The sequence below is a fragment of the Cupriavidus sp. DL-D2 genome, from assembly GCF_039710735.1.
In the GTDB taxonomy this organism is placed as follows: Bacteria; Pseudomonadota; Gammaproteobacteria; order Burkholderiales; family Burkholderiaceae; genus Cupriavidus.
Map to the genome: position 1 here is coordinate 19862 of NZ_JBDKXK010000031.1, position 12759 is coordinate 32620.

Annotated in this window: 13 protein-coding genes; 6 read left to right on the forward strand and 7 right to left on the reverse strand. The window is 62.6% G+C overall.

Annotated features, from left to right (window positions below; genetic code table 11):
• Positions 1-33: 33 nt before the first annotated feature.
• Entirely contained in the window at positions 34-615 is a 582-nt protein-coding gene (locus ABDB81_RS17660; protein ID WP_137923704.1) for a hypothetical protein, read from the reverse strand.
• A 261-nt stretch (positions 616-876) separates the two neighbouring features.
• On the opposite strand from ABDB81_RS17660, the gene ABDB81_RS17665 reads away from it, so the two are divergent.
• Complete coding sequence (locus ABDB81_RS17665; RefSeq protein WP_346812487.1) at positions 877-2094, forward strand: Bcr/CflA family multidrug efflux MFS transporter; 1218 nt, start codon at positions 877-879, stop codon at positions 2092-2094.
• Between the two features lie 16 nt (positions 2095-2110).
• Here the strand turns inward: ABDB81_RS17665 and ABDB81_RS17670 are convergent, their stop codons facing one another.
• Both ABDB81_RS17670 and ABDB81_RS17675 read right to left on the reverse strand, forming a co-directional pair.
• Complete coding sequence (locus ABDB81_RS17670) at positions 2111-2977, reverse strand: mechanosensitive ion channel family protein (protein ID WP_137923702.1); 867 nt, start codon at positions 2975-2977, stop codon at positions 2111-2113.
• Positions 2978-3206: 229 nt separating this feature from the next.
• Positions 3207-4409, reverse strand: coding sequence for an ammonium transporter (locus ABDB81_RS17675; protein WP_137923701.1), 1203 nt, complete (start codon positions 4407-4409; stop codon positions 3207-3209).
• A gap of 591 nt (positions 4410-5000) precedes the next feature.
• On the opposite strand from ABDB81_RS17675, the gene ABDB81_RS17680 reads away from it, so the two are divergent.
• The 3 genes from ABDB81_RS17680 (at position 5001) to ABDB81_RS17690 (ending at position 6406) form a co-directional block, all read left to right on the forward strand.
• Positions 5001-5282, forward strand: a complete 282-nt coding sequence (locus ABDB81_RS17680; protein ID WP_008651272.1) for an HU family DNA-binding protein — start codon at positions 5001-5003, stop codon at positions 5280-5282.
• Positions 5283-5441: 159 nt separating this feature from the next.
• Complete coding sequence (locus tag ABDB81_RS17685; protein ID WP_137923700.1) at positions 5442-5930, forward strand: acyl-CoA thioesterase; 489 nt, start codon at positions 5442-5444, stop codon at positions 5928-5930.
• A gap of 35 nt (positions 5931-5965) precedes the next feature.
• Positions 5966-6406 carry a CreA family protein gene (locus ABDB81_RS17690; protein ID WP_137923788.1) on the forward strand — a complete coding sequence of 147 codons (441 nt, stop codon included), beginning with the start codon at positions 5966-5968 and terminating at the stop codon, positions 6404-6406.
• Positions 6407-6453: 47 nt separating this feature from the next.
• On the opposite strand, the gene ABDB81_RS17695 is transcribed toward ABDB81_RS17690, so the two are convergent.
• The 3 genes from ABDB81_RS17695 to ABDB81_RS17705 form a co-directional block, all read right to left on the reverse strand.
• On the reverse strand, positions 6454-8217 hold the full coding sequence (locus ABDB81_RS17695) for a class I adenylate-forming enzyme family protein (RefSeq protein WP_137923699.1): 1764 nt from the start codon (positions 8215-8217) through the stop codon (positions 6454-6456).
• Positions 8218-8301: 84 nt separating this feature from the next.
• A complete protein-coding gene (locus ABDB81_RS17700) occupies positions 8302-9066 on the reverse strand; it encodes an SDR family oxidoreductase (protein WP_137923698.1) in 765 nt (254 codons plus the stop codon).
• 196 nt (positions 9067-9262) lie between these two features.
• A complete protein-coding gene (locus ABDB81_RS17705; protein ID WP_346812494.1) occupies positions 9263-10159 on the reverse strand; it encodes an arylamine N-acetyltransferase in 897 nt (298 codons plus the stop codon).
• 176 nt (positions 10160-10335) lie between these two features.
• Here ABDB81_RS17705 and ABDB81_RS17710 point away from each other — a divergent pair, with 176 nt between their 5' ends.
• Together ABDB81_RS17710 and ABDB81_RS17715 are read left to right on the forward strand one after the other, a co-directional pair.
• Positions 10336-10833, forward strand: a complete 498-nt coding sequence (locus tag ABDB81_RS17710; protein WP_346812496.1) for an Mpo1-like protein — start codon at positions 10336-10338, stop codon at positions 10831-10833.
• 276 nt (positions 10834-11109) lie between these two features.
• The gene (locus ABDB81_RS17715) at positions 11110-11571 is read left to right on the forward strand and encodes an HU family DNA-binding protein (protein WP_137923695.1); all 462 of its coding nucleotides are present in this window, start codon (positions 11110-11112) and stop codon (positions 11569-11571) included.
• Positions 11572-11738: 167 nt separating this feature from the next.
• Here ABDB81_RS17715 and ABDB81_RS17720 read toward each other — a convergent pair whose 3' ends face one another.
• Positions 11739-12731, reverse strand: coding sequence for a 2OG-Fe(II) oxygenase family protein (locus tag ABDB81_RS17720; protein ID WP_346812499.1), 993 nt, complete (start codon positions 12729-12731; stop codon positions 11739-11741).
• Positions 12732-12759 lie beyond the last annotated feature (28 nt).

Genomic DNA, 12759 nt, shown 5'->3' on the forward strand with positions numbered 1-12759 from the left:
ACGGACGCGTTTTAAACGCCTGACGCAGGGGCGCTAACGCAGCGCGGACACGCAGATCGGCGCGTTGATGTAGACGTCGCCCACACGGCGTTCGCCGCGGTCGTTCCGCGTCATGTAGCGGAACATCATGCTCACGCCGATCTTGGTCAGGATTTCCACGTCGCGGTTCGCGCAGATGTTGCGCTGGAGCGGGGCGGCGTAGTTCACCTCGAAGCTGGCGAGGTCCAGCATCGGCCCGCGATAGTTGGTCAGCTCCAGTTGGAACAGCACGTGCTTGCCCGGAATCGACTGGCAGCGGCGCAGCCGCGTTTCGCCGTCGATCTCGATGGGCAACGCGTCATTGAGCTGCCGGCAGGCGCGCGCCAGGACGCTGTCAGGACGATTCGTGCTGCGCAGCAATTCGGGCACACCGGCCGCACCGGTGTTCTGGCCGGTGGCGGCGCCCTTGAGCATGCGTGAGAGTGCTTCGGCTTCGTCAACCACCACGGGCGCGGGTGACGAGGCGGGTGCCACGGCTGCGGGCCTGCCAGGCGCGGCCCATGCGGGCAGCGGCGGCAAGGCTGCTAAGGCAACCAGGCTGAGCGAGGCTATAAACGGCTTGGATCGTATGGTCATGCAGGATAACGGTGCCGGGGACGGGTCCCGTGATCCGTCTTCCGCGATGCGTCTGACTGCTTGGTCTGGATAACATCCGTACCGACAGGCAGGCATTGTACCCTCCACCTTGGCACACGTGAAAGCCGCGCCACACATGGATTTGCATGGTCGGAATGGTTGAGGCGGAATTTCCACGGTACTTGCAGCGGCTTGACGGATGGACCGCTACACGTTCCCGCGCTGTGCAACAATTGCGCCCAGACTTTCCGGAATCCTTTCATGACGTTCCATACGGGCGCGCCTTCCTCGGCGCGCTTTCCGCTCTGGCTGCTGATCTGCGCGTCGCTGACAGCCATCGCACCGCTTTCCATCGACATGTACCTGCCGGCCTTCCCGGCACTGGCGGCAGACCTGCGTACCGATATCGGACAGGTGCAACTCACGCTCGGCACGTTCCTGGTGGGGTTGGCAATCGGGCAGGCGTTCTATGGGCCGATCAGCGATCGCTACGGACGCAAGGCGCCGCTCTATGTTGGCTTGACGCTGTACGGCCTGGCCGCTGCAGGTTGTGCGCTGGCATCGAGCGTGGAGTCTCTGATGCTGTGGCGCTTCTTGCAGGCGCTCGGTGGATGCACCGGGCTGGTGGTGTCGCGTGCAGTGATCCGCGACCGGCTGGAAGCCCGCGAGTCGGCGCGCGCGTTCTCGTCGCTGATGCTGGTGATGGGGCTGGCGCCTATCCTCGCACCGCTGATCGGCGGGGCAGTGCTCGCGGCGGCCGGCTGGCGCGCGATCTTCTGGATCCATTGCGGCGCTGCTGTCCTGCTGCTGTGGTTCGTCCATTCGCGCATGGAAGAGTCGCTCGATCCGCAACGGCGCCGCACGCTGCATCCCGGCACGGTGCTGCGCGGTTACTGGGAACTGCTGCGCGATCGGGAATTCCTGGGCTATTCGCTGTCGGCTGGCTGCGTGCAGGGCGGCATGTTCGCCTATATCGCGGGCTCGCCGTTTGTGCTGATCGAACTGCATGGCATCGATCCCTCCCACTACGGCTTTGTCTTTGGCGCGAATGCGTTCGGCCTGATCGCGATGTCGCAGGTCAACGCACGACTGGTGCGTGCACGCGCGCTCGATGACATATTGCGTACGGCCCTGTTTGCACCGTGCATCGCGGGCCTGGTGCTGGCCGCGACGGCGCTGCTCGGTCTCGCTTCATTGCCGGTGCTGCTGTGCTGCTTCTTCGTGTTTCTCGCCGGACTTGGCTGCATCACGCCCAATGCTTCGGCATTGGCACTGTCGCGTCAGAGCCATCGCGCAGGCACGGCCTCGGCGCTGATGGGTACGCTGCAATTCGGCTTCGGCACGATAGCGGGCGCGGCAGTCAGCGTCTGGCACGACGGCACGGCGTTGCCGCTGGCCGTCGTGATGGCGATCTGTGGAAGCGGCGCCGTCCTGCTGCGCCTGTATGGACGAGCTGGCCTGCAGCCGCAACCTCACTGACGACTTCGGGCGGGATTCAGGCCGCCTGGTTGGCGGGTTGCGCAGGCGCCATCGGCACGGCTGGCGAGTTCTGCATGACCACGACCTGTGCCGGCATCGGCGCGGCAAATCCGGCCTGGCCAAACGTGTCGCGAATCGTGCGGTTGGTATCGAAATAGACCTGCCAGTAGTGATCGTTATGGCAGAACGGCCGGACGGCCAGCACGGGCCCCACGAGCGTGAATTCAAGGATCTCGACTTCCACGGCTGGGTCAGGCAGCACGTTGGGAATCGCGGCAATCTTTTCCTTGAGCAGCGCGGTGGCCGCTGCCACATCGGTGGAGCCGGCCAGTTGCGCTTTCAGTTCCACGCGCCGGAACGCATTGGCCGTGAAGTTCTGGATCGTGTCCGAGAAAATCTTGTTGTTGCCGACCACGGTCATGACGTTGTCGGGGGTATTCATCGAGGTGGCGAACAGTCCGATCTCCACCACCGTGCCGGTGACGCCGCCGATGGTGACGAAGTCGCCGACCTTGAACGGCCGCAGTACCACCAGAAACGCGCCTGCTGCGAAGTTCGCCATCAGCCCTGACCATGCCATGCCGATGGCGACGCCCGCCGCAGCAATCAGTGCGGCAAACGTGGTGGTCTGGATGCCGAAGTAACCGAGGATGCCAATTACCAGCACCACGTTCAGCGTGACGGTGACAATCGATCCGACATAGCGCAGCAGGGTGGGATCGACGCTTTGCTTGGCCAGCGATTTCTGCACCAGCCGCACCACGAAATGAATCAGCCAGCGGCCCACGACCCAGAATGCCAGGGCAGCGAGAATCTTGACCCCGAATACTGTGGCGTAGCCGTAAATGATGTCGCGGATGCTTTGCAGCGAGGTGGTATCCATGAGACACGCTCCAGTTTTGACGGGCAGGAAAAAACCAGGGACGGCGAAAGAGAAAACGCTGTCGGGAATGTCAGGATTGCGAGACACGCCTGTTGCGGCGTTTGGGGAGGGGCAAGGGCATTATTGGACGCGCGGGCCCGAAAGTTCAAGTCAAACTTTGTGATGTCGGCGTTGCTGCGCGACCGGCGTTCAGCGCGATGTGCCGGTCGCGCGTGTCATCGGAAACGTCTTACCAGTTCGTCTCCCGCTCTGGCGTGGCCGAGATGCGGTGCAGGGTCAGGTCGGCGCCGTTGAATTCTTCCTCGGCATCGAGACGAATGCCGACGAACTTCTTCAGCGCGCCATAGACCAGCGTGCCGCCTACAACTGCCACGATGATGCCCGCCAGCGTGCCGGTGATCTGCGACACCAACGATACGCCGCCCATGCCGCCCAGCATGCGCGTGCCGAAGATGCCCGCCGCGATGCCGCCCCACGCGCCGCAGAGGCCGTGCAGCGGCCAGACGCCGAGCACATCGTCGATATGCCACTTGTTCTGCGCCAGCGTAAACAGATAGACGAACAGCAGTCCGGCCACCGCGCCGGTGACGAGCGCGCCAAGCGGATGCATGATGTCCGAGCCCGCGCAGACAGCCACCAGACCAGCCAGCGGGCCGTTATAGGAGAACCCAGGGTCATTGCGCCCGGCCGCCCACGCAGCCAGTGTGCCGCCGACCATCGCCATCAGCGAGTTGATGGCCACCAGACCGCTGATCTTGTCGATGGTCTGGGCGCTCATCACGTTGAAGCCGAACCAGCCCACGGCCAGCACCCATGCCCCAAGCGCCAGGAACGGAATGTTCGAAGGCGGATGCGCGCTGATGCGGCCATCCTTCTGATACCGGCCACGCCGCGCGCCAAGCAGCAGCACGGCGGGCAGGGCGATCCATCCGCCAACCGCATGCACGACCACCGAACCGGCAAAGTCATGGAAGGGCGCGCCAGTCACCGAGGCCAGCCAGTCCTGCAGCCCGAACCGGTTGTTCCAGACGATACCCTCGAAGAACGGATAGACAAATCCCACCAGCACGAACGTAGCCACCAGTTGCGGGTTGAACCTGGAGCGCTCGGCGATACCGCCGGAGATGATCGCCGGGATGGCCGCTGCGAAGGTGGCCAGGAAGAAGAACTTCACGAGTTCGTGGCCGTTCTTCTCCGCAAGCACTTCGGCACCGGAGAAAAACTGGACGCCGTAGGCGATCGTATAACCGATGAAGAAATAGGCCAGGGTTGAGACCGCAAAGTCGACCAGTATTTTCACCAGTGCATTGACCTGGTTTTTCTTCCGTACGGTGCCCAGTTCCAGGAACGCAAATCCAGCGTGCATGGCCAGCACCATGATTGCGCCGAGCAGGATGAACAGCGCATCCGTGCCAGTCTTCAGGTTATCCATCGTTATCTTTGCCCGATTTATGCTCGAAATGGGAGCAGCGATAAGCAATTTGCGTTCCTGAAAAGGCGGCAAAACGGGGAAATTCGCGCAAACACGGTGCGGAATGCACTGGGATGGCGCTCTTCAGCCGGGCTTCCGGACGGCATCGGCGCCGCTGACGCTGGAAAGGGAGGTGGTTATCCAGCAATGCGAGAGACCTTATGCGCCAGATTGACGCATTTGCGGCGATGCAGCAGACCCGAAAAGGTGCATGGAAATATCCTGCACCATCGTGATGCTTTGCGCTTGGGCGGAATAATCGAAGGCGGGGGAGCATATTATTGCTGACACGCCACTTTTTCGATCTATTCTCGGTTTCTCACCCAAGTGCGCCGTTCTTTACATGAAATTCAAATAATGTGATGTCGCGATCTGGGAAACAGAGGGGTAAAACGCCCGCTAAGTGTTGCCACAGAACGATTTGCGGCGGTTTTCGTTGCATTGGTGCCACTGGGGATTGCTCAAGCCTTAATGGGCAGATTAGACTGCGCCGATCGGACTTTTTGCCACTTGGCATAAGTCCGGTGACGACGACCAACAAGGGAAACAGCCATGAATAAAGGTGAACTGGTATCGGCCATCGCCGCGGAAGCAGAACTCAGCAATGCCGCCGCCGAGCGCGCGCTGAACGCTGCGCTGGACAGTATCAAGAAGGCAGTAGCCAAGGGTGACTCCGTCACGCTGGTGGGTTTTGGCAGCTTCAGCTCGGGCAAGCGTGCCGCCCGTACCGGTCGCAATCCGCGTACTGGTGAAACCATCAAGATCCCGGCAGCAAAGACGGTGAAGTTCTCCGCCGGCCAAGGTTTCAAGGACGCCGTGAACAAGAAGAAGTAAGCGCATCACGTCTGCGGAGTACAGAGAGCGGCCTGCGGGGCCGCTTTTCTTTTTTGTGCCGGGTCTCTTCTCGCGGAATTCCTATCTCTATTCGTGCCATTGCGAGGCGTGTCGCGTTACACTGCCCGCGCCTCAGGCTCGAATTCTGGATTTTCAGCGATGAACGATTTGTCCCACCAGCTTTCCATGACCGTGCTGATGACGCCGGACATGGCCAATTTCTCCGGCAATGTCCACGGCGGCACCATTCTGAAGTACCTGGACATGGTCGCGTATGCCTGCGCCAGCCGCTACGCCGGCCGCTACGTGGTGACGCTCTCGGTGGACCAGGTGATGTTCCGCCAGCCGATCCACGTAGGCGAACTCGTGACGTTCCTGGCCGCCGTCAACTTCACGGGCCGCAGCTCGATGGAGATCGGGATCAAGGTGGTGACGGAAAATATCCGCAGCAAGGTTGTGCGCCACACCAATAGCTGCTATTTCACGATGGTTGCCGTGGACGACAACGGTGCGCCCGCCGAGGTGCCGCCGCTGCAGCCGCGCGACGAAGTGGAGCGCCAGCGCTTCGAGGCCGCCAAGCAACGCCGCGCGCTGCGCCAGGAAATGGAACGCAGGCACGACGAGATCAAGGGAGCAACATCGGAATGAGCGTCAGGAACATCGTCAGGACTGGGCTGTGCGTCATGGTGGCGTGCTTTGCAGCCGCCGTCCATGCCGAGGAAATCGGCAGCGTATCGACGAATTTCCGCATGACGGGTTCCGACAAGGTCGTCATTGAGGCCTACGATGACCCGCAAGTGGACGGCGTGACGTGCTATGTCTCGCGGGCGCGCACCGGTGGTATCAAGGGCTCTCTCGGTATGGCCGAGGACCCGCCGGAGGCGTCGATTGCCTGCCGTCAGGTGGGCACCATCGCGTTCAAGGGCCCGCTGAAGGCACAGGAGGACGTGTTCTCCGAGCGCATGTCGATCCTGTTCAAGACGCTGCACGTGGTGCGTGCGGTGGACCGCAAGCGCAATACGCTGGTCTACCTGACGTATTCGGACCGCATCGTCAGTGGTAGCCCGCAGAATGCGGTGACGGCCGTGCCGGTGCCGGCGGGGACGCCGATCCCGGTGAAATAAGCGAGTCGAATGAGGGCGGACCCGAGAGCCCGCCCGACCCGCTGGACCTAATCGAACAGCTTGCGCAGGTTCGACTTCAAGATCTTCCCGTTCGGATTGCGCGGCAACATCTCGTCCAGCACGATGATCCGTACCGGCACCTTGAACCCCGCAATCCGCTCGCGCACAAACGCCTGTAGCTCGGTTTCGCTCGCCGCCATCCCCGGCTTGAGACTCACCACCGCGGCCGGTTCCTCTCCCAGCGTCCGGTGCGCGATGCCCACCACAGCGGCATCCATGATCGACGGATGCGCATACAGCGCGCTTTCCACCTCGATGCAGTAGATGTTTTCGCCACCGCGAATCAGCATGTCCTTCATGCGATCCACGATGTACACGAAGCCGTCTTCGTCGAGACGCGCCACGTCGCCAGTGCGCAACCAGCCGTCGGAAAACGTCTTGGCCGTGGCCTCGGGCTTGTTCCAGTAGCTGTGGACCACATTGGCGCCGCGCACCATCAACTCGCCAATCTCGCCCACGGGCAGCGCGTTGCCGAACCCGTCATCGATCTTCATCTCGCCGATTGGCAGGGACGGGCCGCTGCTATCTGCGCGATGCACGTATTCCTCGGCGCTGTGGCTCGTGAACGTGGCCGACGTTTCCGTCATGCCCCAGCCAATGCCTGGCGCAGCTTTTGGAAACGCTTCCTGGATGCGCCGCACCAGTTCCGGCGAAGCGGGCGCGCCACCGTAATGCATGTTCTCCAGCGACGACAGGTCAAAGGCTGCGCGTTGTGGATGTTCGATGATCTGCCATGCGATGGTAGGCACACCACCTGCCGAAGTGCACCGCTCGGTCTCGATCAGGCCCATGGCACGTAGCGTGTCCCACCGATGCATCAGCACGATCTTGCCGCCCACGGCCAGCGCGCCATTCAGGACCGACATGCAGCCCGTGACGTGGAAGAACGGCACGGCCAGTAGCGCGGCTTTCTGTGGCGCATTGGGGTCCGGTTCCGGCACGGGTTCGCCGCGCCGCAGCAGGTTGCGCAGCGGGCTGAACTGCCCGCAGACCGCTACCGAGCACGCGTTGCGATGGGTTCCCACGGCGCCCTTGGGCTTCCCGGTGGTGCCTGACGTGTAGAAGATCGTGGCATCGTCCTCGGGGTCGAGCGGGACGATGGGCAGCGATTGCGAGGGCAGGGTGCCCCACGTGCGGGATTCGCCAATCACTGAAGCCAGCGGCACGATGCGTGGATCGTCGAAGCTGGCATCCTCTGGCGCACGCGAGACATAGATGCGTTCCAGCGCGGGGCATTGCGGCAGGTGTTCGAGAATGCGGTCGAGCCGCTCGAAATCGACGATGGCGATCTTGCTGCCCGAGTCGGCCAGCCCATATTGCAGTTCGGGGCCGGTCCACCAGGCATTGAGCGGCGTGACGATGGCGCCGGTCAGCAGGCCTGCGTAGAAGGCCACGGGCCATTCAGGCAGGTTGCGCATGGCCACGGCCACGCGATCGCCGCGGTGCACACCGTCGCGCACAAGCTGATGCGCCAGCGCCGTGGCGGCAAGCACGAACGCGCGATAGCTGACGCGCTCCCCCTCATAGACCACGAAGGTGCGCTCGCCCCACGCGGCCGCTACCAAGAACAGGTCGCGCAGCGTGGGTGGCGCGTTCTTCCACACGGTGGTGGGCACGCCCCGGATCACGCGTGTTTCAGTTTCGAACGGCGCGCCAGGCGCAGTGAGCCGGGCGTGGGCCTCGGCAATCGACATGACCGGCCACTGGCCGGCAGGTGTTGCGTGTTGCGGTTGCTGCGGTTGATGCGACATGCATGGCCTCCCGCGAGAAACTGCCCATGAACGAGCGGGAGGGCAGCCGGGCGGCGGCCCTCCCCAGGTCACTCAGGTAACGACTCAGATTGTCACGCCACCGTCCACGACCATCGCCTGTCCGGTCATGAACGTGCTGGCTGCCGATGCCAGGAAGCATGCAGCACCGGCAATCTCCACCGGCTCGCCAATGCGGCGCAGCGGCGCGTTTTCCGTGGATTGCTTGTAGCGGACCGGATCTTCCCAAAGGGCGCGCGCGAAGTCCGTCTTGATCAGGCCCGGGGCGATGCAGTTCACGCGCACGTTGTGCGGCCCGAACTCCACGGCGAGGTTGCGGGCGAGCTGGAAGTCGGCGGCCTTCGAGACGTTGTAGACGCCAATCGTAGGCGACCCACGCAGGCCGCCAATGGACGACACGATGATGATCGAACCATCCTTTCGATCAATCATCTGCGGCGCCACCATCTGGATCAGCCAGTGATTGGAAATCACGTTGTTGTCGAGCACCTTGCGGAACTGCTCGTCCGTGACGCCGCTCATCGGCCCGTAGTAAGGGTTAGATGCCGCATTGCAGACCAGCACGTCCACGCGGCCAAACACGCGGTTGGTCTCGTCCACCAGATGCTGCAGTGCTTCCTTCGACGAGATATTGGCCGCAACCGCCAGCGCCGTGCCCGCGCCGTGCTTCGCATTGATGGCGTCGGCCACTTCCTGGCAGCCTTCGATCTTGCGCGAGGAAATGACGACTTTGGCACCCTGCACGGCCAGTTGCTCGGCGATGGCGCGGCCAATACCGCGCGAAGAACCCGTGATGATGGCTACCTTGCCCGACAGATCGAACAATGACATGGTGGATGTCTCCTGATGGATGGCAGCGGTCCTGGCCGCCACCTGATTCGTGAATGAGCCGGAACATTATGGGCAACCACCCGCCGCCCAGTCCACCGGCCAAGGGCCGCGACCGACCCGTTATCAGCAAATGTTCTGCGGGCAATGCGCGCGATGCATGGCTATATCCTGCAGCGCAGAATTTCGGTTCGTCGGTTCAGGTTGTGCGGTATGCCGGGAGGATCTCGGGCAAGCGGGCCGTCAGGGCGGCGCGAAGGTCGTCGTCCAGGCGGATGCCGAAGCGCCCGGTGAGCAACTCGATCACGGCCGCGGCGGAAGACAGCACCTGCTTGCGGACCTGTCCGTCCGAGGTGCGCTCGGTGAAATCGGCGTTCGCCAATGCGAGCCGTGTGCCATCGGGCTCGATGCGGGCCGCCATCAGCGTCGTTGTGAAGTGGCTCTCCGGATGGGTGGACACGTACCAGTTGCGGGCCACGTAATCGATTTGCGGCTGCGGTGTCAGGTCGAAGCGATACATGACGCGCCATGCGTCGGCGTCCGCCGTTTCCCCGCCATCGCCGACGGTCATGTCGTACAGGTGAAAGGCTCCGCCAGCCTCTGCAGGTGGCACAGGTTGCAGCCGATGGAGCTTCTGCGGCGCGATCGGCGAAGACAGCGGCAGCGCAAATGCGGGCGTGGGACCACCGAACCCGACATCGGCAATATGGCTTTCGTGGGCCACTTCCACGCGCAACAGCATGTGCGTCAAGCCTGTGCGTGCCGAGGCCGGCATGTTCCAGCGCACGCGCGCGGCCAGCGGCGTTACGCAAAAACCCAGCGATTTCAGGCCCGCGCAGAAAAGCGTGTTGAGTTCGAAGCAGTAGCCCCCGCGGCCCTGATACACGAGCTTCTCCAAGACTGACGGCAGGTCGATGGCTACGCGGCGACCTGTCAGCGAGTTCAGGTTCTCGAATGGCAGATGCCGCAGATGGCTGGCGATCAACGCGTCGAGGGTTTCCAGCGTCGGTGGCGTGGGCTGATCGAAGCCGATGCGCCGCAGCCACGCTTCGCGTTGATCGGCAGTCAGGGCAGGTATCTGGTCGGCGTCGAGCATGGCGAGGGGAGAAGGAAGATTAGTGGAGTGCCTCGAACGGCGGGTTAACGCCGGGTTTTTGCTATTCCGCAGCGCTTTTCGCGTGACTACTATAAATCGACCTCAAAACCCGGCGGGCATCGTGGTTTCGCTACGTTGCAGCATTCGAGACCGGCATACATTCCAGGAGACCCCACGTGAAAACCCTGATCGATCATCTGTCCCAGTACGCCGCCTATCACCGCGACTCACGCAACGTCGTCACCCACTTCGTAGGTATCCCGATGATCGTGCTGGCCGTGACCGCGCTGCTGGGACGCCCTGCAATGCCGCTGGGCGAGGGGGGCGTGGCACTGACACCGGCCATCGTCGTCTACGCACTCGCTTGCCTGTTCTATCTGCGGCTGTCGCTCGGATTCGGCGTGGCGATGGCCGTGATCCTCGCGGCGTTCGTCTGGGCAGGCGCGTGGATCGCGGCGTTTTCCACGACGGCATGGCTGGCCAGCGGCATCGGTCTGTTCGTGCTCGGCTGGATCATCCAGTTCGTGGGGCACTACTACGAGGGACGCAAGCCGGCTTTCGTCGACGACCTTGTCGGGTTGCTGGTCGGCCCGCTTTTCCTCGTGGCGGAAGCCGCTTTTGCACTGGGCCTGGCGCACGAAACACGCGACGCGATGGCTGCGCACGCGCATTGATTCGCGGAAACTTTTGCGCGTTTGCAGCGTCTGTCAGACGCGAAAGTGGGGGTACGTAGCGCTCCGCAGAGAGTTTCCTGACGCAAAGCAGCGACAAAACACGGGGTTTTTACTTGGTTTGACCTGCCGCATGTGAGAAAACCCCTTTACTTCTGGCCGTTTCCGCTATGATTCAGTGCGTGCCGGCCAGCATGGTTCACGACTCTGCAAACGACTAGCGTCAGGCAGTGATTGCGAATCGGCCGGAACGACAATCTTCAACTCTCGTATATCGACATGGCGACCAAAGCGAAACCGACCGCGAAGACTGCAACCAAGGCTCCTGCCAAGAAGGCAGCAGCAACCAAGGCACCCGTAAAGGCTGCCGCAAAGAAGGCCGCCGCTCCGGCCAAGAAGGCTGCTCCGGCCGCTGCTCCGACTCCGAAGCCGCTGAAGGACACCTTCAACAAGTCGAGCCTGGTCGCTCACCTGGTAGCGCAAACCCAGCTCGAAGCCAAGGCCGTGAAGACGGTTCTGGCCCATCTCGAAAACACCATCGTTAGCGCGCTGAACAAGAAGGGCGCTGGCGAATTCACGCTGCCGGGCCTGCTGAAGGTCACCGCACAACAAGTGCCGGCCAAGAAGAAGCGCTTCGGCAAGGACCCGTTCACGGGTGAAGAGCGTTGGTTCCCGGCCAAGCCGGCCAGCGTCAAGGTCAAGGTCCGTCCGCTGAAGAAGCTGAAGGACGCTGCGGCCTGATAGCCCGATCCCTTTGGTAGTCGCCTGTCCACCTTCGGGTGGACGGCTTGAAACCCCACGCTTGAGAAGGCGTGGGGTTTTTTGTTGGGGGTTTGGTTTGTGTTTGCCCTGTTTTTCTCCCCTCTCCCACTGCATGGGAGAAGGGAGCAAGCCCATCGGTGCTTGAATCAATAAGCCTTGAAATTAGCCGCCACCCGTTGCTTCAGGAACTCCCCCGCAGTGATCGCCGGATACAACTTTGACGGGCCTTCGATCATGGCGTTGCGGTTGGCCTGGCAGAAGAACGCCAGGCTGTAGCGCGGTCCCATGTATTCGCCCGGTACCGGATTGCGTACGCGATGGAAATTCGAAGGCAGGCGGTCGTCGCTCCAGCGCATCAGCATGTCGCCGATGTTGCAGGTGATGACGTCCTCGTCGGGCGGGATCGGGGTCCATGCCTGCGCTTCCATTTCCTTGCCGGGGCAAACCTGCAGGCCACCTTGACCCTGCCGTTGGAACAGCAGCGTCAGGCAATCGAAATCGGTGTGCGCGCCAGCGCGCCACAGTTCGAGCTTGTCCTGCGCTTCGGGCGGGATGGCGTAGTAGTGGAGCAGGCGCAGCGTGCTCTGGTAGTCGGGCGCGGACGGGTCATGCGCACGCGTGAAGAAGTCGCTGTCGAAGCCGAGTTTGTCCGCAAAGCACGACAGCACCTTCATGCCCACTTCCCAGGCTTGCCGCTCGAAGGCCAGCATCGTGGCCTGGAAGCCTGCCAGTTCTTCGTCAGTCGGCCATAGCGGTGCCATATGCGGCCGCGTAATTTGATATGACTCTTTCTGGTCCGGCGTTCCCGTGGAGGGACGCACCTGCGCGCGCGATTCCCATCCGGCGTTGTTGGCCTTCTGCAGCGGATACTGGGCCTTTACCGAATCGGGCAGCGCGAAGAACCGTTCGGTCGTCGCAAAGGCCTCACGCGCGGCGGCCAGTTCGATGCCGTGGCTTTCAAGCTGGAAGAAGCCGATATCGGTGGCGGCCTGCCAGAGCTGGTCGCTGATCTCCGCCTTGCGCTGGTCGAAGTCCGACAGGTCGATGCGCCGGATCTCGCGCGCATCGGTCTCGAAGCCATGCGCGCCCATGCGCGATTCGCGGGCCAGTTCGTGAAGGGGGAGGGTGGTGTCAGTCATGTCGTTCCGGGTTCAGGAAAGGTGAACG

What these genes read in the sequence shown, in the direction of transcription:
- ABDB81_RS17660 (WP_137923704.1), bottom strand. Translation starts at nt 615, where the DNA reads ATGACCATACGATCCAAGCCGTTTATAGCCTCGCTCAGCCTGGTTGCC.
- ABDB81_RS17665 (WP_346812487.1), top strand. Translation starts at nt 877, where the DNA reads ATGACGTTCCATACGGGCGCGCCTTCCTCGGCGCGCTTTCCGCTCTGG.
- ABDB81_RS17670 (WP_137923702.1), bottom strand. Translation starts at nt 2,977, where the DNA reads ATGGATACCACCTCGCTGCAAAGCATCCGCGACATCATTTACGGCTAC.
- ABDB81_RS17675 (WP_137923701.1), bottom strand. Translation starts at nt 4,409, where the DNA reads ATGGATAACCTGAAGACTGGCACGGATGCGCTGTTCATCCTGCTCGGC.
- ABDB81_RS17680 (WP_008651272.1), top strand. Translation starts at nt 5,001, where the DNA reads ATGAATAAAGGTGAACTGGTATCGGCCATCGCCGCGGAAGCAGAACTC.
- ABDB81_RS17685 (WP_137923700.1), top strand. Translation starts at nt 5,442, where the DNA reads ATGAACGATTTGTCCCACCAGCTTTCCATGACCGTGCTGATGACGCCG.
- ABDB81_RS17690 (WP_137923788.1), top strand. Translation starts at nt 5,966, where the DNA reads ATGGTGGCGTGCTTTGCAGCCGCCGTCCATGCCGAGGAAATCGGCAGC.
- ABDB81_RS17695 (WP_137923699.1), bottom strand. Translation starts at nt 8,217, where the DNA reads ATGTCGCATCAACCGCAGCAACCGCAACACGCAACACCTGCCGGCCAG.
- ABDB81_RS17700 (WP_137923698.1), bottom strand. Translation starts at nt 9,066, where the DNA reads ATGTCATTGTTCGATCTGTCGGGCAAGGTAGCCATCATCACGGGTTCT.
- ABDB81_RS17705 (WP_346812494.1), bottom strand. Translation starts at nt 10,159, where the DNA reads ATGCTCGACGCCGACCAGATACCTGCCCTGACTGCCGATCAACGCGAA.
- ABDB81_RS17715 (WP_137923695.1), top strand. Translation starts at nt 11,110, where the DNA reads ATGGCGACCAAAGCGAAACCGACCGCGAAGACTGCAACCAAGGCTCCT.
- ABDB81_RS17720 (WP_346812499.1), bottom strand. Translation starts at nt 12,731, where the DNA reads ATGACTGACACCACCCTCCCCCTTCACGAACTGGCCCGCGAATCGCGC.